The sequence below is a fragment of the Desulfofundulus luciae genome, from assembly GCF_030813795.1.
Taxonomy (GTDB): domain Bacteria; phylum Bacillota; class Desulfotomaculia; order Desulfotomaculales; family Desulfovirgulaceae; genus Desulfofundulus; species Desulfofundulus luciae.
In genome coordinates this window covers 1-25,179 of sequence record NZ_JAUSUX010000015.1, presented here as the reverse complement: position 1 = coordinate 25,179, position 25,179 = coordinate 1, and the positions used below count along the sequence as shown (strand labels likewise).

General features: G+C 55.4%; 21 protein-coding genes and 2 riboswitches. Of the genes, 6 read left to right on the top strand and 15 right to left on the bottom strand.

Features of this window, described 5'->3' with window-relative positions:
- Nucleotides 1–24: 24 nt before the first annotated feature.
- The 8 genes from J2Z49_RS09780 to J2Z49_RS09745 all read right to left on the bottom strand — a co-directional run bounded on the left by J2Z49_RS09780 (nt 25) and on the right by J2Z49_RS09745 (nt 11,053).
- Nucleotides 25–459: a DUF3842 family protein gene (locus J2Z49_RS09780; RefSeq protein WP_121450998.1), complete on the bottom strand. Its 435-nt coding sequence runs from the start codon at nt 457–459 to the stop codon at nt 25–27.
- A 363-nt stretch (nt 460–822) separates the two neighbouring features.
- The gene (locus tag J2Z49_RS09775; protein WP_307402607.1) at nt 823–2,217 is read right to left on the bottom strand and encodes an outer membrane protein assembly factor BamB family protein; all 1,395 of its coding nucleotides are present in this window, start codon (nt 2,215–2,217) and stop codon (nt 823–825) included.
- Between the two features lie 99 nt (nt 2,218–2,316).
- Nucleotides 2,317–2,940 (bottom strand): ECF transporter S component, encoded by a 624-nt coding sequence (locus J2Z49_RS09770; RefSeq protein WP_307402604.1) that lies wholly within the window; start codon nt 2,938–2,940, stop codon nt 2,317–2,319.
- Nucleotides 2,907–4,661, bottom strand: coding sequence for an ABC transporter ATP-binding protein (locus J2Z49_RS09765; RefSeq protein WP_307402602.1), 1,755 nt, complete (start codon nt 4,659–4,661; stop codon nt 2,907–2,909). The genes J2Z49_RS09770 and J2Z49_RS09765 overlap by 34 nt, the downstream gene beginning before the upstream one ends.
- Entirely contained in the window at nt 4,625–5,554 is a 930-nt protein-coding gene (locus J2Z49_RS09760) for an energy-coupling factor transporter transmembrane component T (RefSeq protein WP_307402599.1), read from the bottom strand. The genes J2Z49_RS09765 and J2Z49_RS09760 overlap by 37 nt, the downstream gene beginning before the upstream one ends.
- A gap of 12 nt (nt 5,555–5,566) precedes the next feature.
- The gene (locus tag J2Z49_RS09755) at nt 5,567–6,304 is read right to left on the bottom strand and encodes a DUF4430 domain-containing protein (protein WP_307402596.1); all 738 of its coding nucleotides are present in this window, start codon (nt 6,302–6,304) and stop codon (nt 5,567–5,569) included.
- A 156-nt stretch (nt 6,305–6,460) separates the two neighbouring features.
- Complete coding sequence (locus J2Z49_RS09750) at nt 6,461–9,274, bottom strand: S-layer homology domain-containing protein (protein ID WP_307402593.1); 2,814 nt, start codon at nt 9,272–9,274, stop codon at nt 6,461–6,463.
- 162 nt (nt 9,275–9,436) lie between these two features.
- Nucleotides 9,437–11,053, bottom strand: a complete 1,617-nt coding sequence (locus tag J2Z49_RS09745; protein WP_307402591.1) for an S-layer homology domain-containing protein — start codon at nt 11,051–11,053, stop codon at nt 9,437–9,439.
- A 314-nt stretch (nt 11,054–11,367) separates the two neighbouring features.
- Nucleotides 11,368–11,646, bottom strand: a riboswitch (cobalamin riboswitch).
- A gap of 172 nt (nt 11,647–11,818) precedes the next feature.
- Nucleotides 11,819–12,103: riboswitch (cobalamin riboswitch) on the bottom strand.
- Between the two features lie 187 nt (nt 12,104–12,290).
- Between J2Z49_RS09745 and J2Z49_RS09740 the strand changes: the two genes are divergently transcribed.
- The 3 genes from J2Z49_RS09740 (at nt 12,291) to J2Z49_RS09730 (ending at nt 16,724) form a co-directional block, all read left to right on the top strand.
- A complete protein-coding gene (locus J2Z49_RS09740; RefSeq protein ID WP_307402588.1) occupies nt 12,291–14,018 on the top strand; it encodes a sensor histidine kinase in 1,728 nt (575 codons plus the stop codon).
- Nucleotides 14,011–14,766 carry a LytR/AlgR family response regulator transcription factor gene (locus J2Z49_RS09735; protein WP_307402585.1) on the top strand — a complete coding sequence of 252 codons (756 nt, stop codon included), beginning with the start codon at nt 14,011–14,013 and terminating at the stop codon, nt 14,764–14,766. The genes J2Z49_RS09740 and J2Z49_RS09735 overlap by 8 nt, the downstream gene beginning before the upstream one ends.
- Nucleotides 14,767–14,936: 170 nt before the next feature.
- Nucleotides 14,937–16,724 (top strand): carbon starvation CstA family protein, encoded by a 1,788-nt coding sequence (locus J2Z49_RS09730; protein ID WP_307402582.1) that lies wholly within the window; start codon nt 14,937–14,939, stop codon nt 16,722–16,724.
- Between the two features lie 142 nt (nt 16,725–16,866).
- Here J2Z49_RS09730 and J2Z49_RS09725 read toward each other — a convergent pair whose 3' ends face one another.
- Together J2Z49_RS09725 and J2Z49_RS09720 are read right to left on the bottom strand one after the other, a co-directional pair.
- On the bottom strand, nt 16,867–17,424 hold the full coding sequence (locus J2Z49_RS09725; RefSeq protein ID WP_307402579.1) for an O-acetyl-ADP-ribose deacetylase: 558 nt from the start codon (nt 17,422–17,424) through the stop codon (nt 16,867–16,869).
- A 313-nt stretch (nt 17,425–17,737) separates the two neighbouring features.
- On the bottom strand, nt 17,738–18,451 hold the full coding sequence (locus J2Z49_RS09720) for a type 1 glutamine amidotransferase (RefSeq protein WP_307402577.1): 714 nt from the start codon (nt 18,449–18,451) through the stop codon (nt 17,738–17,740).
- Nucleotides 18,452–18,808: 357 nt separating this feature from the next.
- On the opposite strand from J2Z49_RS09720, the gene J2Z49_RS09715 reads away from it, so the two are divergent.
- From J2Z49_RS09715 to J2Z49_RS09705, 3 genes are all read left to right on the top strand, one after another.
- Entirely contained in the window at nt 18,809–19,375 is a 567-nt protein-coding gene (locus J2Z49_RS09715) for an anthranilate synthase component II (RefSeq protein ID WP_307402689.1), read from the top strand.
- A gap of 25 nt (nt 19,376–19,400) precedes the next feature.
- Complete coding sequence (pabB, locus tag J2Z49_RS09710) at nt 19,401–20,966, top strand: aminodeoxychorismate synthase component I (protein ID WP_307402574.1); 1,566 nt, start codon at nt 19,401–19,403, stop codon at nt 20,964–20,966.
- 71 nt (nt 20,967–21,037) lie between these two features.
- On the top strand, nt 21,038–21,859 hold the full coding sequence (locus J2Z49_RS09705) for an aminotransferase class IV (RefSeq protein WP_307402688.1): 822 nt from the start codon (nt 21,038–21,040) through the stop codon (nt 21,857–21,859).
- 165 nt (nt 21,860–22,024) lie between these two features.
- Here the strand turns inward: J2Z49_RS09705 and J2Z49_RS09700 are convergent, their stop codons facing one another.
- The 5 genes from J2Z49_RS09700 to J2Z49_RS09680 form a co-directional block, all read right to left on the bottom strand.
- Nucleotides 22,025–22,990: a copper amine oxidase N-terminal domain-containing protein gene (locus J2Z49_RS09700; RefSeq protein ID WP_307402571.1), complete on the bottom strand. Its 966-nt coding sequence runs from the start codon at nt 22,988–22,990 to the stop codon at nt 22,025–22,027.
- 209 nt (nt 22,991–23,199) lie between these two features.
- Nucleotides 23,200–23,685 (bottom strand): site-specific integrase, encoded by a 486-nt coding sequence (locus J2Z49_RS09695; RefSeq protein WP_307402567.1) that lies wholly within the window; start codon nt 23,683–23,685, stop codon nt 23,200–23,202.
- Entirely contained in the window at nt 23,655–24,263 is a 609-nt protein-coding gene (locus J2Z49_RS09690) for a tyrosine-type recombinase/integrase (RefSeq protein WP_307402564.1), read from the bottom strand. The genes J2Z49_RS09695 and J2Z49_RS09690 overlap by 31 nt, the downstream gene beginning before the upstream one ends.
- 149 nt (nt 24,264–24,412) lie before the next feature.
- Nucleotides 24,413–24,640: a helix-turn-helix domain-containing protein gene (locus J2Z49_RS09685; protein WP_307402686.1), complete on the bottom strand. Its 228-nt coding sequence runs from the start codon at nt 24,638–24,640 to the stop codon at nt 24,413–24,415.
- 215 nt (nt 24,641–24,855) lie between these two features.
- Nucleotides 24,856–24,984, bottom strand: coding sequence for a hypothetical protein (locus tag J2Z49_RS09680; protein WP_307402562.1), 129 nt, complete (start codon nt 24,982–24,984; stop codon nt 24,856–24,858).
- Between the last annotated feature and the right edge of the window lie 195 nt (nt 24,985–25,179).

Sequence of the window (25,179 nt, the reverse complement as noted above, 5' to 3'; positions counted from 1 at the left end):
TCCATGTGAAAATAAACAGCGGCTTTAACCCTTTCCCGCGCACCTGGCAGCCATTATAGTCTTCACCCGTTCTACCAGAAAATCAATTAAATGGGGTAGCGGCTCGGCAACTACCCCCACTATCTCTACATTGGAGCGATTCAGGTGCAAAAGAATCTTTCTCGCAGGGCTCTTAGCCACCGCTTCGGCCATGGCCGGGGTAAATTCCCCCAGCATACTGTGGGGCATCAGTACGGCAATGGTGCCCACAATAATGTCCACCTTATCCGCATTGTAAATAACGGCATTTTCGCCGCTGGCCGCATCGTTGGCCCCCGCCTTGAGCATCAAAGCCGCCGCCATGGCGTTGGTACCCAGGGCAATGATTTCCACATCGTCCTTTGGCAGGGCCTTCCGCAACTTTTCCACGATGACCCGGCCAATGCCCCCGCCCTGACCGTCAATTACTGCTATACGCATGCCTTTTGCTGCTCCTCCAAATTTTAAAAAAAGAAGTGGCGGCATGTGGGGGTGACCAGTCCCCACATGCCAGGACGAAAGGAGGTACAGCATGCAGGGTTGACCAGACCACTGCATACTTGTTGAGAAGGAGTCGACCCGTTTACCGTGGATCCCGTCCGGCAAACAGGTATAGGGTTAAAAGCTAACGCCAAGGTTTAGCTTAGGACCCCCGCAGTTAAACCGCGGCTGATGCCGCACTGCCTGCCCAGGGCAGGCAAAAATAAGAAAACCATGAAAGCCTGCCCTCCTCCCTGGAGGAAAACAGCACCTTCATGGTTGCCTGTACTCTAAACTTTGAATTCAATTGCCGAATAGTGATCCCTAAATGGTCCCTAAAAAGCCAGGCGACTTCTGCCGCCCATTAATTTTATAATGTTGTTCGCCATTAAATTCAAAGTTCCTGCTGCCCTGTAAATTTTTTATCCCCTGTTTTGCTCCCCTCCTTTTCAGGGTAAAAAGCAAAGCCAGGCCGGCAATGGCGGCTCCTGCACCGGTGAACAGCAATAAGGGAGTATTCAATGTTCCGGTCCCCTCTAGTTTCAGCAACAAAATCTCACTCCCGGCACCTTTTTCCATCCCCTTTCTCCCCGCCACAACATACCCGCCGTCTTTTGACTGCTGGATGCTGTAGCCGCTGTTGCATCCGGCGCCGGCGATGGTCTTCTCCCAGACAGGATCGCCGTTTTTGTCTGTTTTCACCACCCAGATATCGTAGCCGCCCCCGGCGGATTCTTTTTTACCCGCCAGGATATACCCGCCATCCCCGGTCTTGCGGACGGCATAAGCCGAACCGGCGTTCTGGCCCCCGTACGTCTTTTCCCAGAGCAAATTTCCATCAGGGTCAACCCGGACCAGGTAAGGCGCCAGAATCCCGCCCTGCCCGCCGGTAATCTCCTTCTCGCCGGCAATCACATAGCCGCCGTCACGGGATGGAGCCAGAGACCAGCCGTAATCCGACCCCTTGCCGCCGTATGTCTTCTGCCAGATCACCTGCCCATTTCCGTCCGTTCGCAGGAGGTATACGTCGGGATTTCCGTTACCAAAGGATTCAGCATTACCTGCAATGAGATAACCGCCGTCACCCATCTCCAGCACGGCATAACCGCAATCGGAACCCTTACCGCCGTACGTTTTTTCCCAGAGCTTCTTACCGGAAGAATCCAGTTTGATCAGGTAGACGTCATATATGCCCGCGCCAAAGGACTCCGTACCCCCGGCCAGGATGAAGCCACCGTCTTCTGTCTGCTGCACGGACCAGGCATAATCGCAATACCGGCCGCCGAAGTTACGTTCCCACAAGGGCTCGCCCCTTTCATCCGTCCGCACCACATAAACATCGTGGTCATAGCCGTTTTTGGATTTTGTATCCCCAACAATGATAAAACCGCCGCCGCGGACTTCTTCTACACAGTACCCGCAGCTGTAGCCATTGCCCTTGAATACTTTTTGCCACAGCCTGTTCCCTTTACGGTCCATCCGGGCAAGGAAAACGTCAGAACCCCCTTCCCTGGATTCGATCCAGCCGGTGCAAACATATCCTCCGTCCCCTGTCTGGGCCACACAGCGGGCCTCACCCTTACCCGGGGAAAAGGCCCACTCTACCGCCGGAGCCCGCCCGGGAGCTGCTTCTACCTGCCCGGGAAAAATTAATTCTGCAGCGGCCAGGCAAAAGGGCAGTAAGATCAGCAAAAACAAAAACGGCCTTCTCGTTAGCATTCTGCCCCTCCTTCTCCATACGACGTTAATATTTGGTAAAACCGTTACCACCAGGGTACGGCGCTGTCTGGAGCGAAAGACGCCTGATTCTTCTCCGGGTTAACTTTCCAGATATTGTATATCCATCTTCTTATGGAAATACTGGAGAATCTTCAAGGTCTGGTGCCCCAGGGCGGCACAGAAGAAAAGATTACCGGCGGCCCGCAGGGAATCGAAGCTAAAACCCGCCGCCCAGGTGAGAAAATAGGTCTGCCAGGTCAGGGGGCGCATAAAGACGGTCCACTGCCAGACATCCATGATGGCCCCGTAAAGGTAACCCCAGAGGAAGCAGACTGCGGTCAGGGTTTTGTTTCCCGCCCGGGGGAACAGGACTTTGACTGCCGCCCCGGAAACCCCCACCAGCCCCCAGCAGAGCATCTGCCAGGGCGTCCAGGATCCCTGTCCCATAAAGAAGTTGGAAATCAAAGGAGTCATGGCCCCTGTAAAGAAGCCGACCCGCGCACCATAGACAAATCCCGTTATCTCCACCAGAAACATGGTGGGCTGCAGAAATAAAAGACCCACTCCCGTCACCGCCCGGCCAGCCGCACACAAGGCGGCCAGCACGGCAATAACCGATACCTGCCGGGAGTCCAGAGCCCCTTTTTTCTCCATGGCGGACAAAAGCAATAAAACGGCAAGGATGCCGGTCAATGTGGTGTACAGCCCCCAGCTCGTCCCCATATGGCCTTCTCTCCCGTGCTTTTGATTAAGACGGCCGGTTTAGCGGCCAGAAGCGGCCCAAGCTGTTCCAGCGCTTCGGCAGAGGTGACCACTCCATCGCAAATGCCCCGGCACAACTTGCTGATCTGCGGGGAGTAAAATACGGATCTCCCCAACACCGCGTGCTTTTCCCCGGCGGCAACAATCCTTCCCGCAAACATCATCACCACTCTTCCGGCAAACTCGGCCGCAAACTCCACATCGTGGGTTACCACGATTACCGTTTTGCCCTTTGCGGCCTCCTCTTGCAGAAAATGTCCCAGTTCCGACTTTAAACCCAAATCAACCCCCCTGGTGGGTTCATCTAAAATGATCAAACCGGGGTCGGTAACCAGAACGGAAGCTAAAGCCACCCTCTGCCTTTCCCCGCTGCTCAGGTCCCTGGGGTTTCGCCGGCGGTAGCGCTCCAGCTGCAGTCTGTGCAGGATTTCATCCACCCGCCCCCGGTCTTTCAAGCCGAAATTACGCATGGTGAAAAGCAGCTCATCTTCCACCGTTTCGTGGAAGAGGTAGTCGTTGGGGTTCTGGGATAAATAGGCGGTAAATTTTCTGATTTCTTTAAACCCATTACGTCCCGGTTCTCTCCCATTTACATAAACCCTGCCCCGGCCCGGTCTGAGCAAACCCACCATTATCTTGAGCAGGGTCGACTTACCGGCACCGTTTTCCCCCAGGATGGCCACAAATTCTCCTTCTTTTATATCAAGGCTTATATCCTTTAAAACCTCTTGACCGCCAGGATAAGCAAACCATACATTTTTCAGGCTGATAATGCTATTTTTTTCCTGCTCTTTTGCAGTGGAATTATGGCTACTGCGGGGTACATCCAGTTTCGCAACGGCTACATTTCCTTTCAAGTATGACTGTAAAAGTTCCCGACCCTCCTTTACCGTAACGGGCACCACCGGCGAGTTGAGGCGGGCAAAGAAACTGGCCACAGGCGGCACAAACGGAAGTCCCCTCCTGACCGCTTCCCGCGCTCCCTCGGCGGGATTACCGTGGCAGATAATTTCGCCCCCCGCCATGAACAGCACCCGGTCTGCCAAATGAAAGCATCTTTCCAGCCTCTGCTCAACCATGATCACCGTAAAGCCCATTTCTTCATTAAGCCTTTTCACCACATTCAGGATTTCTTCCGCCGAGACGGGGTCCAGTTGAGAGGTGGGTTCGTCAAGAATAAGCACACGGGGCTGCATGGCCAGCACGGAGGCCAGCGCCACCTTTTGTTTCTGACCGCCTGAGAGATCGGCCGTAAAGGCTTCCTGAACCGGGGATAGATTCATGAAACTGACCACCTCGGCAACCCGGCGCGACATCTCGTCAGGTGGTAACCCCAGGTTTTCCAGGCCAAAGGCTATTTCCGCCTCCACACAGCTCTGCACAATTTGCTTTTCCGGATCCTGAAAGACCATACCCACTTCACGGGCCAGTTTCCGGCGGTCCAGCGTCCGGATATCCCTACCCTTGAAGAAAACCTTGCCCCCGATACGGCCCCCGTAAAAGTCGGGGATCAGGCCCGCCAGTACCCTGGACAGGGTGGACTTGCCCGAACCGGAACCACCGGTAACAAGGAGAAACTCTCCTTCCCGGATTTCCAGGCTGATATTTTTCAGGGCGGGCTTTTCCGTTCCGGGATAGTAATAGGTCAGATTTTCGACTTTAAAAAGCGGCAATGCTTCCACCCCTCGCTCAATAGAAGCGGCACAGACAGGTAAAACAACACAATAAACAGGACCACCAGAGTCGCGCCGTCTTTAATTAGAAAGTCCGCCTCCGGGTAAAAGGTGTACCGGCCGTGGCCATAACGCCACCCCCATACTGCCGCCAGCAAAGCCAGCAGGCTGCCGCCGAGACAGAAGAGATCCCGGGGTCTTAAGATATTCCGGCTGTATACGGAACGCCTGCCGCTGCCAAAGGCCCTGGCCTGCATGGACTCGGCAATCTCCATGGCACCCTCCAGGGAGGATAAAAGCAGCACGTTATATAAACTGGAGTATTTCCTTGCCCGCTGCCACAGGCTGCCCGTGTCAAAGTCGACGCCCCGTAACTGCTGTACTTCCCTGATCCTCTGCAGGTCCCTCACCATGGTGGGAAACAGCCGCGTGGCCAGGGTTATCACCAGGACTGATTTACCGGCCACTCCGGAAAAAAGATTCAATACCCTGTCCGGGTTGATCATCAGATTATAAAGGCAAAAAATGCTGATGATGACCAGAAGCCTCAAGCTGGAAGCCGCGCCGAAATAGACGGCCTCCATGGATATGTCCAGCTTCCCCAGGAAAGGTACTGCCGGACCGTGCCAGATGATGGTTTTGCCGGCCCGGATCACCAGGGGGTTGACCATCATCACCACCAGCATTAAAAAGACCCCTGCTTTTAAAAATCCCTCCCAGGCATCCAGGCCGTCCACTTCCCTGATCAGGAGGGCAAGCAGGAGAAGAAGCGCCAGCAGGTAAATGGGATGGTCATAGATCAGGCTCAGAATGAGGAGCACCAGAAGATAAACCAGGACCGTAGCCGGGTGAAAGCTCTGCAGGAAAAGCCCCTTTTCCCGGTAAAAAAGCCTGTCAAACATTCCGGCACCCCTTTACTTTTTGCCTACCAGGTCTTCCCACCGTGGAGGGGGCTGATCCATGCTCCTGCTGTACCACCAGATTACTTTGTCCCCCGTTTTTACCGGGTGCTTGCTGGCCATGTGCATGGGCACCTCGCCGTTTACCGAATACATCCACCCGGCCATGCCGCTGCAGGCCTGCCCACCTATGGAATCCACAAAATCGGGCCAGGCCGGTTTCATGGCGTAGGGAAGACCGGTGGCCTCCAGGGCGCCCAGGGCGGTAATCCCCCACCTGTTGTCCGGTTTAACCGTCACCTGCGCCGGCCTGAAAAGAAACTCATCATTTTTCCCGACAACGGCCACCCAGACCCTGCACCCGGCTTCCCTCTCCGGCGCAGCAGAAGAATTTCCTGCCGGTTGGGAAGGGGCCGCACCCTGCGGGGTGGACCGCTTACTTTGAGCTCTGTCCGCTCCCTGGTTGTCCTGTTTTGCTGCGGGTGATGAACTTTGCGTTGATTCGCCGGGGGGCTGGGTTGTATTTACCCCGGGAGAAGATTGACCGGTGCCAGCGACAGGCTGGCTCTGTGCAGTAGCATTTTCCTGTTCCGCTGCGCTGTAGTTAGTTCTCTGGCTGCCAGCAGCCTGGCTGCTATGGGCCTGCCGGTATTGCTGCTGGGAGCTGAAAACTTTGTGCATGTAAAGGGCGGGGCCCAGCACTCCGGCCAGAATCACCAGCAGGCCAATAACATAGATGAGTTTGCGCTTCATGGAATCACCCCATGTAAACAGAAGTAAGCATTTCACGCTGTAGCGCCCGCGGGAGCGGAACGACACCCGCTCCCGCACAAGGGCGGCACGTGGCCGCCAGCATGTCCCCGGTCCGACCGGCTTACTCGCCCTCCCTCCCATAGCTACATGGAAGTATCACTTCTTATCAGCAGCAGCCGGCTGTAACTTTTGCCACACCCGGTACAGTACTACAGTAGCTTCTGCCCGGGTGGTATTGCCTGCAGGGATGAACCGGGCCAGCGCCCGGCCCCTCATGACCTGCTCCCGTACCACCAGGGCCACAGAGTTTCGCGCCCAGGGAGAAATAGAGGCAGCATCTTCAAAGCCGGCCAGTATTCTGGCCGCATCGGCCTCACCAATACTCATATCCTGTCCTTCCCGGGCCATTAACCGCACCATCATGGCCGCCATTTGCTCCCGGGTGATGGGCTCATTTGGTGCAAAACTGTGTTCGCCGGTTCCCCGCACCAATCCTGCTTTCGCCGCCGCACCCACCATACCGCAGTACCAGGCGTTTTGCGGCACGTCATTGAAGCGCTTTGCCCCGTCCGGTTCGGCCATCAGGCCGGCCATACGGGCCAGGATGGCGGCAAATTCGGCCCGGGTAACGATGGCTTCCGGTGCAAATTTGTTGTCACCCACACCGGCAACGTACCCTTTTGTGGCCATAAATTCTATATCCTTCTGCGCCCAGTGCCCGGCAATGTCGGCAAAGGTTTTTAACGCGGGCGGGGTGCTGGTTTCCATCAAGGCGTATTTGCTAAAATGTTCGGCTTTAAAGGTAATGATACCTGCCGCCGGGTCATAGGTTCCGCCCACCTCCTCCCAGATCTTTTTACTTTCGTTATAGCGGTATACCTTCACCCGGCCGCCCGCCGCCGCTTCCTTAGCTTCAGCAGGCACCGGCAGCATTACCAGGCAGTCGGGAAGCTGCGCGATCTTCTGCGCCGTGCCGTCTTTCTTCACTGCCAGCACGTCCAGTTCGTAGACATCGCCCACCAGTTTTAGCTTGTCGGCAACAGGCTTGACCAGATCCCGGGCTTCGATGCTGCTCAACTTCTGGGCTTTAACCTGCAACTGCGCCGCCTCGGCAACCTTCAACTCCGGTACTTTCAGGCTATCCACGGAAAGCACAAACTGCACGCCGGAAACGGTCACGGCCAGCGGTTTGTTAACACCGGTTATTTTAGCCAGATGATCCACCGTCAGGGCCAGAACAGTTTGATTGTCCTCTGCCTGCAGAACGATCCGACCGGCAGAACCGGCACCCTCGATGGCTGCATTTAAAACGGAATCGCTCACCGGAGCGGGCAGATTGGCTGCCTGATTGCTTCCTCCGGAGGCCCGTTTCACCAGGTCGTCCCATCCGGGGGGCTGCTGGTCCATGCTCTTACTGTAGTACCAGATGATCTTGTCGCCCTCTTTAATGTTGTACTTTTCCGGGCCAAAGGAGGGAACCTGCCCGTTCACCGTATACATCCAGCCGGCCATCCCGCTATTGGCCTGCCCGGCAATTTCATCTACCAGAATGCCCCAGGACCACGTGGAGGTATGGTAGGGAACGCCCGATGCATCCAGGGCGCCCAGGGCGGTAAGGCCCCATTTGTTTTCTTTCGGTACCATTACGTAGGAGGGACCGTAGAGCAATTCTCCGTTCAGGCCCACTACGGCCATCCCGACCGTTACCGCGGTAGCGGTCCCGCCGCCTCCAGCCGCAGACTGCACGGTCAGGGTGGCCGCCGCCGTCAGGCCGTTGTACACGGCCTTCACCACCGTCTGGCCGGCCTTTATTGCTTTAACCAGACCATAAACACTGTCATCGACGCTGGCAATGCTGCTGTCGGCCACAGACCAGGTGGCCCATTGCGTTACGTCAGACTGGCCGTAGGCGTCCTGCCAGACGGCTGTAAATTGCTGTTGCTCACCGATGTTCTTTATTACATTGAAGGGGTTAATATAAAACTGACTACTTAACAAGTTACAGGCACTGAGCACCCAGATGGCATCCATGGCGTTCTTTGAGGTGCCGAAACTACCATCCGGATTGAGGACATTATTCATCAGATAATCAACGGCCGTTTTTCCGTCACTGGTCTTCCAATCAGCCGGATCCCTTCCCAGCGCCTTTAAGGTCACAACCACTTCAGCGGTGTCAATGGCCGGGTCGTCCCAGCCGGCCACAAAACTGCCGTCGGCCTTTTGCTGGTCCCTCATCCAGTTAAGGCCGTTATTAATGGCCGCCTGCACCCTGGCATCCTGCCCGCCGGGATCGAGATAATGCAGAGCCCTTACCGCCTGGGCCGTGGCCATGAAGTCGGCAAAATAGTTTGTTTTGCCCTTGTCATCCGTCCAGCTCCCGCCCCAGGCACCGTATACCTCTGAGGGTACAGTAGACTGGGTAAGTTGATTGCTTATAATGTAATCCCTGGTATAAGCAGCGTTTATAACGCTCAGCTTACCCGCCCGGCCCAGCAGGTCAAAGGCCGGCAGGTTGCTGAAAAGGCTGTAAGCTCCCGTATCAAAGCCGTTCTCCGTCTGCCTGTTTTTCAAGATCTCCACAAGCTGATCGGCCAGATCGCTTCGCCCCAGCGCCTGCATGGCAAGGAGGTCCTGGGCCAGGATCTTGGCCGGAACATTATCTGGCTGTGAAATATCGTTATAAACAGCGTTTATAACCGCATCATTTAGATTTTCACCATTATACACCCAGGAAGCAACATCAACACCGGCCTGCTTTAAGACATAAAGAGCATAGGAACCCACCCCATACTCCGAATTATTGATTCCCTTCTGGATGTATTCATTGTACAGAAACTGCACGGCATTGTTGGCCGGTGAGCCGGATACCCCGCTGGCGCCGGCATTTACCGCCGGTGTCAGCAGGGTTGCGGCCATGACCAGAACCAGTAACAAACTCAGCTTTTTAACCGTCCTTTTATGGTGATACAACGCCCTGACCCCCTTACGATGTTTTTACTCTGAAAACAGACTTTTCCACTTTCTTTCACTACTGTACCTTCTTTAGGCAGCATGGCCGCCTCATGTAACACCGCCCGATTTAACCCGGCAGATTGTCCCTTCTTTACCCTCCCGGGCCTTTTCGATACCTCCTTACAGCACATCAGCCAGGCGCAAAAGCATGGCGGCCGCTTCGGCCCTGGTGACCTTTTTCTCGGCCCGGAAAGTCCGGTCGGGATAACCACCGGCAACCCCCTTGGCGTAAGCCACCCCCACGGCCTCTTTCGCCCAGGCCGGAATTTGATCCGCATCGGCGAAATCCAGCTCTTTCGGCGCCACCTCCCCGCATTTCTTTTCAATAATCCGGGCCATAACGGCGGCCAGTTCGGCACGGCTTACCGGTTCCTCCCCTTTAAAAATAAGGGTGCCGTCCGGTTGCGGGTAGCCGGAAATGAGCCCTTCCCTCAATGCCACGGCCACGGCCTCATGGGCCCATTGGGGAACATTCCGGCTATCTTTAAACTTCCGGTCGAACACAAGCAGGTCTTGCCGGGAAGCCACCGCCGGCTTTAGCAGGCGCACCATCATGGAGGCTATTTCATAGCGGGTCACCTGCTCTTCGGGTTTAAAGGTACCGTCTGGATAACCCGACGCAACCTGTATTTGAACCAGCCTGTTGATGGCCCCTTCCGCCCAGTGACCTTTCAAATCCGTAAAACTGGCCACCATACCGGGTTGCGCTTGCCGTCCGGATTCCTCCTGAGATCCAGGTTGTGGCTGTGTTGCCTGGCTTTTCGCCTTCGCTTCCAGCGCCAGGCACGCCCAGAGCACCCAGGTGGCATCCATGGCGTTTCCCGACGTACCGAAGCTCCCATCGGCGTTCAATGACTTATTCATCAGATAATCAACGGCACTCTTCCCCGTGCCGCTTTTCCACGCCGCCGGGTCCATACCCAGGGTCTTCAGGGTCACAATTACTTCCGCAGTATCGATCACCGGGTCGTCCATACCGGCCACAAAGCTGCCGTCTGCCTTCTGCTGTCTTTGCATCCAGGCCAGGCCGTTTTTAATGGCCTCCTGCACCTGAGGATCTTTCTTTTCCGGGTCCAGGTAGTGCAGCACCCTCACCGCCTGGGCCGTGGCCATGAAATCGGCGTAATAGGCATTACCATCCAGCGACCCCCAGCTTCCGTACTGAGGATTTTGTGCCTTGACATACTGTTTTTCCAGGATATAATTCCTGGCCAGGCCGGTGTTTATCTGATCCATTAACCCGGCCCTGCTTAAAAGATCAAAGGAAGGCATGTTGCTGTAGATGCTTAACGGCCCGATGTCTTCAAATCCTTCGTCTGTCTGCCTGTTCTTCAAGACCTGCAGCAACCGGCCGGCCAGATCCTTTTCTCCCAGCGCCTGCATGGCCACCAGATCCTGGGCAAGCTGCTTTGCCCGCACTTCAGCCGCTTTATCCAGATCATCCCTGACCGCCTTCAGCACTGCCTCCCGGAAAGTCACTCCCTGGTGCACCCAGGCTCCGGCGTCAACACCGGCCTGGCTTAGCACATAAAAGGCATACGAGCCCACACCCACATCCGAGTTAATCAACCCGTTTTTTAAATAGTCACGATGCAGGAATTGCACTGCCTTATCCGCCAGGGGTGAAACTGCCGCTTCCACCCGGCCCGGTACCCCAAGCGGCACCAGCAGACCGAGGAATAAACAGACCGTTGCAACCAGGGCTGTTAACCGCCCGGCAAAGTGATGGGTTTTCATAAGAACGTCCTCCTCAGAAAGTAGATTTTAATGTTTTGTATAGGGAACGAACGTTCCCATAGGTAACTCCTTTGTAAAAACTTTTTATTTAAACCAACCGGCTAATTTTAAAAAGTAGCCCGGCCTGACTTAAAGCCGGATATATATTTACTCCTGAAAGGAGAATGGGTTAACGATGTATAAAGGCTTGTTACCTGTGCATACCCCAGGCCTCGCCGTAAAAAAAACCCCCATCTACCCGGATGGAGGCTCAATCCTCGCAGCAAAATCATGCCACGACAAACTTAACCACCCCCCGTCCGCGCAGGTTGGTCTGGTTGTCCCGGTAACGGGCAGGTCTCCTGGCTCGGGTTCACCGGAGCTCCACGTCTTCCCATCCAGCACTCAGCCATGTTATGGTTTCCTTCGCCGTAACCTTATCGTAGCAGTAACCAATTTCTATCAAAGCAGAAAACAATCTCACTGAGTGCTGGACAGTGACTTTGCTGTGGAGTCCCTCCCCCTCACAGTGGCGGGACCGCGCCGGATTTGCACCGGCTTCCCTTTTCACCTTTACCCCTCGGGGTAAAAGCACCCGTTCCGGTATGAAGTTGTCCTCAGGCAGCAGGATATTAAATCATTTGTCGCTATTTAATTGAAAGGATGCAACACCCTAAAACAAATAACCCCGGCCTGTCAGAGACCGGGGTTTGTTTACACTGGCTGCAGCCCACCGTAAAGTGGTAAGGCTATTACCGGCACAAGCCCCTGTTCCCTGGGAGGCTTTCCGTGCCGCGCGCCCGGGCAGGTCTCCTGACTCATGGGTCATCGCCTGCTTTCCGCCTTCCCAGCCCAGCACTCACCAGTGACATTGGCTAAACAACCATGCTGTTACATCATTCACTGTAGAACAGGGTACCCTTAAATGTAACAGCCAATCAGTAAGTGCTGGGCCAGTGGCCCTGTGGAAAGCCGCTACCCATTCACAGTGGCCCCACCGTCCAGGATTCGCACCTGGTTCCCTTTTACCCCTGCCTGATTGACAGGGGAACCCGGACACGACTATGCGGTTGAATCCCTTTACATGAAATAGTAACACATTTCTGATAAGTTGTCCATAGAAAAATGACGATATGTTAGATTTAGCTTTTAGCTGCATACACCCCATAACTTCCAGCCCCGCCTGTACTGGTGAGTGAACCTGTGGTATACTAATTGTCGGACAGGTCGATTAAACAGTTAGAAAGGGTGACCTACCGTGACCTGGTCTTTGGCCCTTACCCTAGCGTACAGATTGAGCATGGTGGCCACAGCGGCCTTTATTCTTTCCCGCATGCCCGCCCTGGGGCGTATTTTATCCCGGCAGCTCACCCCCCGGGACAAGCTGCTGTTGACTCTGGCCCTGGGTGGTATGGGCATTGTGGGTACTTACGCCGCCGTGCCCATCCACGGCGCCCTGGCCAACTCCCGGGTGGTGGGGGTAATGGTGGCCGGTTTGCTGGGCGGGCCCCTGGTGGGGGCCGGGGCGGGCCTGATCGCCGGTTTCCACCGTTACCTGCTGGGTGGTTTCACCGCCTTTTCCTGCGCCCTGGCCGCCGTGGCCGAAGGGGCCCTGGGCGGGCTGGTGCAGCACTACTACCGCCGCGGCCCCATTCCCTGGCATGTAGCTTTACTGGCCGGGCTGGCGGGAGAAACATTGCAAATGGCCATTATCCTGGCCACCGCCCGTCCTTTCGGCGAGGCCTGGGCACTGGTGCAGATCATCGGCCCGCCCATGATTATAGTCAATTCCATCGGCGTGGCCATTTTTATGGTCATTGCCAAAACCGCTGCCGAGCAGCGGGAACGCATCGCCGCCTGCCAGGCACAGCAGGCACTGCGCATTGCCACCCAAACCCTGCCCTATTTACGACACGGGTTGAACCGGGAGTCGGCTGAGCAGACGGCCCGGATTATTTATAATTCCGTCAAGCTGGCCGCCGTGGCCATCACCAACGGGCAGGAGATCCTGGCCCATGTGGGCCGGGGGGACGACCATCATCACCCCGGGACTCCCATATTGACCAGTGCCACTTTAAAGGCGCTGGCCACCGGAGAGGTTCAGGTAGCCCAGACCAGGGATGAAATCGGCTGCCAGGAAAAGAACTGCCGCCTGGCTTCGGCAGTGGTGGTGCCACTGAAAAGGCGGGAGGTAACCATAGGCACTTTAAAGCTTTATCATGACCGGGAAAACTGCATCACGCCGGTAGACCTGGAACTGGCCCGGGGGTTGGCCCACCTGTTTTCCACCCAGCTGGAACTGGCCGAAGTGGAATCCGAAGCCCGGCTGCGTGCCCAGGCGGAACTGAAGGCGCTCCAGGCCCAGGTGCACCCCCACTTCCTGTTTAACGCCTTAAATACCATTGTCTCCCTGGTACGCACCAGGCCGGACAAGGCCCGGGAACTGTTGATTAAACTGGCCAGCTTCTTCCGGTACAGTCTGCGAAAGGATGATGCTCCCATTCCCCTGGCGGAAGAACTGGCCCATGTGGAGGCCTACCTGGCCATCGAGGGAACACGCTTCGGCAACAAGCTACAGGTAATCCAGCTTGTTGATCCCGCAGTTTTAACCTGCCCCGTTCCCGCCTTTACCCTGCAGCCGGTGGTAGAAAATGCCATCAAGCACGGCCTGCAACCCAAGAGGGAGGGTGGGAGGATAAAAATCATAGCTAAAGAACAGCCTGAAGAAGTGATAGTCACCATAGAAGATAATGGTGTGGGTATCTTCCCGGAAGAACTGGATAAAATCCTCCTGCCCGGCTACGGGCGCGGCCACGGGCTGGGATTATCCATTGTCAACGAACGTTTGAAGGGCCTGTACGGGCCGGGGTATGCGTTGCAGGTAAACAGTACACCCGGGCAGGGTACCAGAGTGGTCTTGCGCTTTCCTAAAGAAACCAGCTCCCAGGGGGTGAAGGAAGACGCCCTTTACAGCTGTTGTGGTTGACGACGAACCCCTGGCCAGGGACGAGCTAAAATACCTGTTGTCGGCCTACCCGGAATGCCGGGTGGTAGGTGAAGCCGAGGACGCACAGGAAGCCCTGAAACTGGTGGCTGAGCTGCAGCCCGATGTGGTTTTTCTGGACATCCAAATGCGGGGGATGTCGGGATGTGAAGCCGCCCGGCAGATGCTTTCCTCCCCGCACCCGCCCCTGGTGGTCTTTGCCACGGCCTATAACGAGTATGCCGTCAGGGCCTTTGAGCTAGGAGCAGTGGATTACCTTTTGAAGCCCTTTGAAGATAAACGGCTGGCCAAGACCATCAAACGCATTGAAGAACTGCGCAGGCGCTCCGACGACTGGACGGAGGCTGTGGAACGGGTGGCCGGGCTGCTGCAAGCAAAAAGACACCGGATTAAGAAATTGCCTGTGGAAAAAAACGGGGAAATCAGGCTCCTGGATTACCAGGATATCATCTTCGGCCGGTCCAAAGACGGCAGCGTACAGATCGTCACCGCCAGTGATACCTGCACCTACACCGGCAGCATGACTGAACTGGAAGCACGGTTAAAAAGTGAAGGTTTCCTCCGGGTACACAAAAGTTTTCTGGTTAACCTGAACCAGGTTCAGGGGGTGCTGCCCTGGTTCAAAGGAACATACTGGCTGGTGATGGGTGACCCTAAAAAGACTCAAATCCCGGTCAGCAAGAGCCAGGTGAAGGAACTGAAATCAATACTGGGATTGGAAGCTTCGTAAAATGCTACCCCACGGAAAGTGGGGTTTTTTCTGTTGATGGGGCCCATATTTCCGATCAACCCCTCTTTTGTTCCGTTGATTAAGCCGTTGTTACCTGTTTCACCGGGAGAGTTTATAATGTAAGCACGGACCGGCCGGTTTCATAATTTTTCAACAGGGAGGGAATAAATGTGCGTGCCTTAACCCTGGTAATTATAGCAGCACTGGTATTTATCCTGGCCTACCGTTTTTACGGAGCTTTCCTGGCAGCGAGAGTTCTGGCCCTGGATCCAAAGCGCCGCACCCCTGCGGAAGCCCATAATGACGGCCGGGACTACGTACCCACCAACCGCTGGATATTGTTCGGTCACCACTTTGCCGCCATTGCCGGCGCCGGCCCCCTGATCGGCCCTGTTCTGGCCGCCCAGTTCGGCTACCTGCCCGGCACCCTGTGGATTCTTATTGGCGCTGTGGTGGCCGGCGCAGTCCACGACATGGTCATTCTGTTTGCTTCCATCAGACATGACGGGCAATCCCTGGCTGAAATAGCCCGCCGGGAAGTGGGTAATTTCTCCTACTGGCTCGCTTCCGTAGCCATCCTGTTCCTGTTAATCATTGTGCTGGCGGGTGCCAGCGTGTCTGTAGTCAACGCCCTCTTCCAGAGCCCGTGGGGTACTTTTACCGTCGGCGTAACTATACCCATAGCCCTGTTCATCGGCATCTACCTCAAGTGGCTCCGTCCCGGGCGCATTGCCGAAGCCACTGTAATCGGCGTAATCCTGATCATCCTGGGGGTGGTGCTGGGACCGGTTATCCAGCATTCCGCCCTGGCTCCACTGCTTACCTTTAACAAGCAACAGCTTTCCCTGATGATTGCCGCTTACGGCTTCCTGGCCGCAGTACTGCCCGTGTGGCTGCTCCTGGTGCCCCGGGACTACCTGAGCACTTACATGAAGGTGGGCACCATGTTGCTGCTGGCCATAGGTGTGATTATTGTCAACCCCGTGCTGCAAATGCCGGCTGTGACCAAATTTGTAGCCGGTGGAGGACCGGTTATCCCGGGTAAAGTATGGCCCTTCATGTTCATTACCATTGCCTGTGGCGCCCTGTCGGGATTCCATGCCCTTGTTTCCAGCGGCACCACACCCAAAATGGTACGCAGCGAAGCCGACATTCTGCCCATCGGTTACGGCGCCATGTTAACGGAAGGTTTTGTGGCCCTGATGGCCCTGATCGCAGCCACCGTGCTGCCGGCCGCCGATTATTTCGCCATCAATAGCCCGCCGGAGGTCTTTACCAAGCTGGGTATGCAGGTACAGGACCTGCCCGTGCTCTCCCAACTGGTGTCAGAAAACCTGGCCGGCCGCCCCGGTGGCGCCGTGTCCCTGGCCGTGGGCATGGCCGACATCTTCTCCAAAATCGGCGGCTTACGGCATCTGATGGGCTACTGGTACCACTTTGCCATCATGTTTGAAGCGCTGTTCATCCTCACCCTAATCGATGCCGGTACACGAGTCGGGCGCTACCTGATGCAGGAAATCGGCGGTACGATATACAAGCCGTTAAAGGACCACAACTGGTGGCCGGGCATCATCCTGACCAGCGGCATTTTCACCCTGGCCTGGGGATACCTGCTGTACGGCGGTAGCATTTCCACCATCTGGCCCCTTTTCGGTGTGAACAACCAGTTGCTGGGCAGCATGGCCCTGGCTATCGGCACCACCATGCTGATCAGGATGGGCAAGGCCCGGTATGCCTGGACCACCTTCATCCCTATGGTCTTCCTGTCAGCAACCACCATTACAGCCGGATATCAAAATATTGTCATCAACTACCTGCCGAAGCACAACTACCTGCTGGCAGCCATTTCAATAATCATGCTGATCATGGTCATCCTGATCATTGCCGATTCCGTGAGGGTGTGGGTAAAGCTCCTCTCCCCACCCAAAGGGACAGGTTACCCGTACGAAGCGCCTTGAAAAAGCTCCCACAGCATAACCAGGTTAATAAATAAATAATAGATTCAGTTACTCCTCATTAAAAAGGAAAAATCCTTAATAAAAAGCCCGGGGAATTTCCCGGGCTTTTTAGGCAGAAAAGCCTTTGGGGCGCCTGTATTTTTCAACCTTCTATCCCACCGGAAAGTTTTTCCCAGGCCCTCTGGTAGACTTTGAAATCATCTTCACGGAACAGAACAAAGCGTACTTCCGTAAAGAAATTGTTTTCTAAAATAAAGTCCCGCACCGTTTTCAAAGCAATGGTCGCCGCCCGCTCGATGGGAAAACGGTAGGCACCGGTGCTGATGGAGGGAAAAGAAATGGATCTGATACCCTTTTCTCTGGCCAGGGAAAGGCTGTTATAATAGGCATTGTGCAGCAACTCGTCTTCTCCCCGGTTGCCCCCCGACCAGATGGGGCCCACGGTATGGATGACATACCGGGCTTTCAATTTGCCGCCCGTGGTAATTACCGCCTGACCCGTGGGCAAGCTGCCCTGCCGGGCCACAATCTGCTTGCATTCCTCCAGGATCTGCGGCCCACCGGCCCGGTGAATGGCCCCGTCCACACCACCACCGCCCATCAGGCTGGAATTGGCCGCATTAACTATGGCTTCGGTATCCTGCTGGGTGATATCCCCCACCATCAAGCGCAGCAAGGTTGAACCCAAACGCACCTCCATGAAGGATCCCTCCCGGAATCAAAAAACTTTGCCCAAATAATTCGCGTTCGGGCAAAGTTTTCCTCTCTTTTTCGCGTTTTATTTTAACCTGAAGGTAAATATTCAGTGAACCCGGTTGGATGCGGCCCAGCACTCACCCAAATATGACCCTGCTTCCGGTGTTTCAGGTTTAATTGGCAAATCAGGTTCTAGGAAGAGCTATTTATCCCAGTGAGTGCTGGGTCCCCGCTCACTCCAGTGCTTCGCGCCGACAGCGCCGCATCCTCGTCATAGCGGTTTTACTGAATATTTACACCTGAAGACACCTGTTTTATTAGTGCCTCGATAAAATAGCCATCCAGTTAGTCAGAAATTGCCCGGCCACCTGCCGGTATTCCTCCCAGATTGCCGCGGTCTCCTGCATCAGGCGGCCGGCGGCACCGGGGCCACCGTATTCTTCCAATTCATCAGCATAAGCTTCGGCCCAGGTGTTAATCATTTCCGGGTTCACCTCCAGATGAAACTGCAGGGCAAAGATGTGCCGCCCTAAAGAAAACGCCTGGTTAACACAATCCTCGCTGGTAGCCAGGTGAGAAACCCCGGGAGGCAGGGCAAAGGTGTCGCCGTGCCACTGGAAGACAAAAAACTCTGCGGGCAAACCGGCAAACAGGGGCGACTTCAAACCGTCGGCGGTAAGCCGGAGTTTAGACCAGCCGATCTCCGGAACCGGGTTGCGGACAACAGGTGCACCCAGGGCCTTGGCAATCAGCTGACCGCCAAGACAGATACCCAGCACGGGTAAACTTTTTTGGATTGCTTCTTTAATCAGTTGATCAACTTGCCTTAAATACGGATAAGATTCCTCTTCATAGACGTTCATCGGGCCACCCAGGATTACCAGGGCGCCATAGCCATCTAAAGAGACGGGCAAATGTGTCCCCCCTTGATCCATCACCCGTATATCAAGCTGCCAGCCCTCTTTCTCCATGGCCGGCTGCAAAAGACCCGGCCCTTCAATGGTCACATTTTGTACTACCAGCGCTCGCAAGTCAAAAAACCTCCAGTCCGCTTTTTGAATTATTTTTAGCCTAAAATCCCCTGAAATAGCAGCTATTTTTTAGTCCTGGTCACAGCATTCCAGCCGTCTTTACTTCCCATATTACCATGACCGCACGTACCGGACAAGCCTTACCTTACCGGATACCACGATCTTGACACCCGCTAATTACCGTGGTAAGCTGACCTTGACAACTGAAAGCTGAGTTTGAGCTGAGCAAGGAAGAGCCAGGGGGAGCTTGAGACGACTCGGAGATTCTGGGGTGAGGACCAGCCAGGGGCTGGTTTTTTTGTTTTTACAGCGCGGGAGTGGCTTCACTGAATCTTCCAATTGGTGGAGGTTTTTACTGTGGTCATCATGATCGATAACTATGACTCCTTTGTGTACAACCTGGTCCAGTACCTGCAGGAACTGGGGCAACAGGTACGGGTTTTCCGTAACGACCGGGTGACCCTGGAGGAAATGGAAGATCTTTCTCCCAGCCACATTGTGATTTCCCCCGGTCCCTGCACACCAGATGAAGCAGGAATATCCCTGGCTGCAATCAAACACTTTGCCGGACGCATCCCCATCCTGGGCGTATGCCTGGGCCACCAGGCCATCGGTCAGGCCTTTGGCGGGCGGGTCGTAAGGGCCGGCCGGCCCATGCACGGCAAGACTTCCCTGGTCTACCATGACGGCACGGGTATTTACCGCGGGTTACCCAATCCCTTTGCCGCTGCCCGGTACCACTCCCTGCTGGTGGAAAGAGAAACCCTCCCGGGTTGCCTGGCCATTACCGCCCAAACCGATCAGGGGGAAATCATGGGTTTGAGGCACCGGGAATATCCGGTGGAGGGGGTACAGTTTCACCCGGAATCCATTTTAACGGTGGTGGGGAAAAAACTGCTGGCAAATTTTTTGACCCTGGCCTGAATCCCAATGAAAGGGGGGATCGATTATGCCGGTGTGTCCACCTCTAATAAAGAAAATACCGGTAACAGCAGACGTATTAGCCCTCTTCGAAGGGCTATCCTCCCGCCCCCACAGCTTTTTGCTGGATAGCGGGTTGATCGTCCAGGGACTGGGCCGGTACTCCCTGATGGGAACAGATCCCTTTCTGGTGTTGCGCTCCCGGGGAAAACGCTTATGGCTGGAACGGGAAGGGGAAACTACTCTTTTAACCGGCCATCCTCTGGAAAAGCTCAAAGATTTACTGGCCCATTATCGCCTGCCCCCGGGTAGCTGTCCCCTTCCTTTCTGCGGCGGCGCGGTGGGATACTTCAGTTACGACCTGGGGCGGGTACTGGAAAAAATGCCTTCCCTGGCTGTGGATGATTTACAAACCCCCGACCTCTGCCTGGGGTTTTACGACGTGGTCACGGTGGTGGACCGGGTTACGGGAGAAGTATGGGTGGTTTCCACTGGTTTTCCGGAAACCGACCCCGCAACTGCCGTACGGCGGGCGCGGCAAAGGCTGGCTGAAACCTGCAGTTTGCTGGCCAAGGGGCTGCAACGGCAACAAACGGAAACCGTTCAGATGGAAACAAGCCGGGGACCGTGGTCACATGCCGGCGACACGGGCATACCACGGGTAAACGGCTCTCACCATGTAAGCCATCCCGGGAAACGAAACGCGCCCGTCCTTTTTGCCCATTTTGACGAAATCAGCTACTGCCGGGCGGTGCAGCGGGCCAAAGATTACATTGCCGCCGGGGATATCTTTCAGGTCAACCTGTCCCAGCGCTTTTCCCTGCCCCGGGTGGTGGAGCCCTGGCCCCTGTACCGGCGCCTGAGGGCCATCAATGCCGCTCCCATGGCGGCCTACCTGAACTTTGGAGAATTCCAGGTGGTCTGCTCCTCACCGGAACGCTTCCTTAAGGTAACCGGCAGGCGGGTGGAGACCCGCCCCATAAAAGGAACCCGCCCCCGGGGAAGAGACCCGGCCAGCGATATACGGCTCAGGGAGGAGTTGTGGAACAGTGAAAAAGACCGGGCCGAACTGGTGATGATTGTGGATATGGAGCGCAACGACCTGGGACGGGTCTGCCGGACGGGATCGGTGCGGGTGCCGGAACTTTACCGGCTGGAGGAGTACGCCACCGTATTTCATCTGGTTTCCACTGTGGAAGGGGAACTGGCCCCGGATAAAGATGTGGTGGACCTGCTGGCGGCGGCCTTTCCCGGCGGCTCCATCAGCGGGGCGCCAAAGATCCGGGCCATGGAAATCATTGAGGAACTGGAACCGGTACGCCGGGGTATCTACACCGGCTCCATCGGCTACATCGGCTTTGACGGTAACGCCGACTTAAATATAGTGATCCGCACGCTGATATTTAAAGGGGAACAAATCTACTTCCAGGTTGGCGGCGGCATTACCATCGACTCAGATCCTTACATGGAGTATGTAGAAACGCTGGACAAGGCCCGGGCACTGGTACGGGCGCTGGGTCTGGATGACCGGCAGGCTTTTGCTTTCCTGGCCGTCAGGCCGGTGGTGCAAGGGGATCATCGATCAACCCGGTGATAGAATATCAGTGAATGTTCAGCAAAACCGTAATGACGAGGATGCGGTGAGGTGATAAATAATTGAACACCGTGATATGTATAAACGGCCAGTTTCTACCGGCAAGCCGCGCTCAAATTCCCGCCCTGGACCAGGGATTCCTTTACGGTTACGGCCTTTTTGAGACCATCCTGGTACGCGGGGGTCAACCCGTGTTGCTGGAAGCACACCTGAAACGGCTGGAGAAGGGATGCACAGCCCTGGGGATGGCCCTGCCCCTGTTACTGAATGAGCTGGGCAGTCTGGTACATCAAACAATAAAACTAAACAATACTGTTGACGGTGCCCTGCGTCTAACCCTTTCCGCCGGAATGGCCCCGGGCGAAGCCGCCGGTAACCTGGTCGTCTCCACCCGCCCCCTGCCTTACAGCACCCTGGACTATCAAAAGGGGCTTCGGGCCGGCTGGTCATCTTTCCGGCGTAATGAACAATCTCCTCTAGTAAAATTTAAAACTTTAAATTACCTGGAAAATGTGCTGGCCAAAAAGGAAGCCCGGGAAAGTGGGTGGGATGAGGCACTTTTTTTGAACACCGCCGGTTATGTGGCAGAAGGAGCAGTGAGCAATATCTTTCTGGTAAAAAACGGCCAGGTGATTACTCCCTCCCTGGATCAGGGGTTGCTGCCCGGCATCATGAGGCAGGTGGTGCTGGAAACCTGCCGCCGGCTGGGCATTGCGGCACAGGAGCGGCCGGTCTCCCCGCATGAACTGCTCGACGCCGACGAGTGTTTCCTGACCAATTCTTTAATGATGGTAATGCCCCTGGTAAAAATTTATGACAGCCCCATCGGAAGCGGACAACCAGGAGTTGTAACCGAAGAGATAAAAATGGCGGTAAGCGGCCACATATCATAGTCCGGGAGCGGATGCCGAAAAGGCTGGATAAAGGGTGAGTGGCCATAAGCATAGCATAGGCCACTTACCCCGGCGGTTCTCATCGCGGGGCAACCTGGCCCCAGTTCTGGGGATCATAATAATTGAAGCCACCCGCCAGGGTGGCTTTTGCGAGCATTTTATTCATTATTCCACCGCCACAAGGTTGCCTTCCCGGTAGTAATTTACTTTAGCTTTCAAACCTTCCCCGATAAAGCGCAGAGGTACCAGTGCCCGCCCGTCAACAACCCTGGCGGGAACCTCCAGCATAACCGGTTTCCCGTCAACCAATGCCTTCCCGCTGCCCACTACCAGTTTAACGGTGGAATTGTTGAGTTGAATATTAATGGTGTTATCCTTGTAATCAACGGCGGCACCGAGGCTCTCTGCCAGTACCCGGAGCGGCACCAGGACGCGGCCATTTTCAACCACGGGGGCCACATCAAACATGGGCATGTTTCCTTTTATGTATACCTTAATTTTTGAATCTTTAACTTTGGCGAAAACCTTATTTAAAATAATATAGTTTTCATCGTCCCCCGGGTTGTTTTTCAGGGCTTGTTCCAACAAAGAGCGGGCGTCCTGCATTTTTCCAGCTTCGACGAGCATTTCACCCAGATGCTTGTAGCACTCGGCCCGGGTAAGCCTGTCGATGGATCCATCCTCTTCCAGCGCTTCTTTTAGTTCTTCGGCCACGACGGTAACCTCCACCAGGTCGTGCCAATCCTTAAGGGATTGTTTTGCCTGGTAAACCGCCTCAGGAACGCTTTTTCCTTCCATAATGGCTTCTAACGCGGCCCGGGCCACCGGGTTTTTCACATGCTGCAGGGCGTTTTCAATACCCTTATAAACGTGTTCTGTCACGCTCTTCCTTTTTTCCTGCTTTTTTAGCCCATTTTCCTCCCTTTCCTTGTTCTGGTTCTGCTCCTTTTCCTCAACCGTGGCCCCTTCATTCATGTTCCTTTCATGTTCCTGCTCCATGTTCCGTTCAGCATGTCCCCGGGCCTGGCCGGGCTGCCCCCCACCCTTCGGTGCGGCCCACGCACCGCCCGCCAGGGAAAAGAGCAGTACGGTAACCAGCGCCAGGGAGAAAAACTTTTTCAACCCCTTCATAAACCACCCTCCATTCTTTTGTTTTTTTGCTTCGTACATTTTATACGATTGGCCAATCAGTTTTAAGGGGTGAAGGGCCAACCTTTTTTCCGATTGCTGCTTATTTTAGCAGGCGCTTGAGAATCTTACCACCATACTTGAAGAACAAAACACTTCAAAAATAATACGCATCAAGGGTAGGGCCGGGAACCCTTGTGACGCAAGGTTTTTTAGCCCCGGTCCCAACGTTTTGCTAACGGCTTGCTAACGCTGTCGCCCAGTACCTCTCCAATGGCTGCGGCAGCCGCTGCCTGGGTATCCGGCAGCAGATGGGAGTAAGTATCCAGCGTGGTCTTTACGCTGGCGTGACCTAACCGTTCAGCCACCACTTTCGGGTGGACACCGTGCCACAGCAGGAGTGAGGCGTGCGTGTGTCGAATATCATGGAAACGGATATGCGGTACTTTTGCCCCTTTGACCAGCCTGCGCATAGCCTGCCGCACGTCGCTGTAAGCATAAGGCGTACCGTTTTTGGTGCAGAAGACCAGACCGTAGTCCCGCCACTTTTCTCCCGCCTTTAGCCGGACTGCGGCCTGTTTTTTTCTGTGTTCCCTTAATGCCTGAACCGTACCGGGGTCAAGTGGTACCCGCCGGGTGGACGCCGCCGACTTCGGCTCCTGAAAGATTATCCCTTTAACAGCGGCCTTGTCTGCCATGTCCGGCACACATGGACTGCACCGGACTTAAAGTCCACGTCCTCCCACCTCAAGGCCAGGAGTTCCCCCAGGCGCATACCTGTTGCCAGCGCCATGCGGAACAGCATGTATTTTTCCGTCCTTGCGGCCGTTGCCATGAAACGCGCTACCTCCTCTTCCGTCCAGACCCGCACTTCCCGGCGCGGGATAGCGGGCGGTTCCACGTCATCGACCGGGTTGCTCCCCACGAGTTTTCTCTTAACCGCCCAGCGCATGGCGCACCGCAGGACCGTAAACAGCCGACGGCATGTCTTGGGCGCATATTTCCGTTCTCTCTCAAACAGGGTCAGCGCTCGCTCTACGTCGGCGGCGGTCAGTTTTGCTACAGGGACTGCCCCCAGGACTTCCACCCATACGTCAGCGCTTGCCCGCATACACGCTTCCGTCGTCGGCTTCCACTTGCGCCGCGAAGCATCGAACCAGACCCCCAACAGCCCCGCCACGGTCAAAGCACTGGGAGCCAGGCCGAATTTTCCTTGTGAGGCCGCGGCCAGTGCTTCAGCTAAAACTGCCTCCGCGTCGCGCTTGGTACCCCTCACTGTGATCCACTTCTGCCGCCGTTTCTTGGTTTACGGGTCGCGGCCCAGTTCAACGATCACGGTCCAGGAGTTTTTTGAAGTTTTTGACCGTTTTCTGATATGTCCCCGCAAAAATTACTTACACCTCTTTGCGGTTGTGCGGGGACGGCTTAAAAATTCGCCTCCCCCGGTTTCTTATCCTGCATGCCTGCCAGTTCCAATAGCCGCGCCTTGGGCACCCTGATGAAGTTGCCCAGGCGGATACTGGGAATAATCCCCTGCCGCACGTACTCGTAAGCCATAGACCGTTTGAGCCGCAGGATTCCGGCCGCTTCCTCCACGGTGAGGAAAGCAGACATGGCCTCAATTTCCCGCTCGGTGGGCATGAACTGAATCACCTCCCACAAAGTAAAAAAGCCGGGCGTTTACAGCCCAGCCCGAAAATCGGTGCGCAGCCACTGTGTACCGATACCTTAGTAACCGATGTGGAATTTTTTCCACATCTGTTTCCTAATAACTACCAGTATTGTTTTCACTTTCCATCAGACCTTCACTCCACTCTTTAAATGTTTTATTGCTGTCAGGAAGACCCGTAATAAAAAAAGCCGAGCATTTACAGCCCGGCCCGCGAAAACAGCCCGTCGAAGTAGGCCAGCAGTTCTTTCCCCGGCGGCCGCCGCCGGTCAAAACCGGCTTCTGCCGCCCCTCCGTCGCCCACCACGCAAAGTCCTCGGCAAACCACTCGCTGGCCCGCTGGTCCCAGGGCAGGGCCGCCTGGGATGGGCCGTCGAGCGGCCTGTCCTGCGGGTAGCCCCGCAGCCGCAGGTACTTCCGCCCTTTTTCTCCATCCACCGGTTTAACCCGTAAGGGAAATCTCTCCCGAAAGAGGCTATACCCGTTGCTGGACAATGTTTAGTCCCGCTATTAAACTGGTATT

Excerpts from the sequence above, each read along its gene's own strand:
- J2Z49_RS09780 (WP_121450998.1), bottom strand. The coding sequence starts at position 459 with ATGCGTATAGCAGTAATTGACGGTCAGGGCGGGGGCATTGGCCGGGTC.
- J2Z49_RS09775 (WP_307402607.1), bottom strand. The coding sequence starts at position 2,217 with ATGCTAACGAGAAGGCCGTTTTTGTTTTTGCTGATCTTACTGCCCTTT.
- J2Z49_RS09770 (WP_307402604.1), bottom strand. The coding sequence starts at position 2,940 with ATGGGGACGAGCTGGGGGCTGTACACCACATTGACCGGCATCCTTGCC.
- J2Z49_RS09760 (WP_307402599.1), bottom strand. The coding sequence starts at position 5,554 with ATGTTTGACAGGCTTTTTTACCGGGAAAAGGGGCTTTTCCTGCAGAGC.
- J2Z49_RS09755 (WP_307402596.1), bottom strand. The coding sequence starts at position 6,304 with ATGAAGCGCAAACTCATCTATGTTATTGGCCTGCTGGTGATTCTGGCC.
- J2Z49_RS09745 (WP_307402591.1), bottom strand. The coding sequence starts at position 11,053 with ATGAAAACCCATCACTTTGCCGGGCGGTTAACAGCCCTGGTTGCAACG.
- J2Z49_RS09725 (WP_307402579.1), bottom strand. The coding sequence starts at position 17,424 with ATGGAGGTGCGTTTGGGTTCAACCTTGCTGCGCTTGATGGTGGGGGAT.
- pabB (WP_307402574.1), top strand. The coding sequence starts at position 19,401 with ATGCCGGTGTGTCCACCTCTAATAAAGAAAATACCGGTAACAGCAGAC.
- J2Z49_RS09700 (WP_307402571.1), bottom strand. The coding sequence starts at position 22,990 with ATGAAGGGGTTGAAAAAGTTTTTCTCCCTGGCGCTGGTTACCGTACTG.
- J2Z49_RS09695 (WP_307402567.1), bottom strand. The coding sequence starts at position 23,685 with ATGGCAGACAAGGCCGCTGTTAAAGGGATAATCTTTCAGGAGCCGAAG.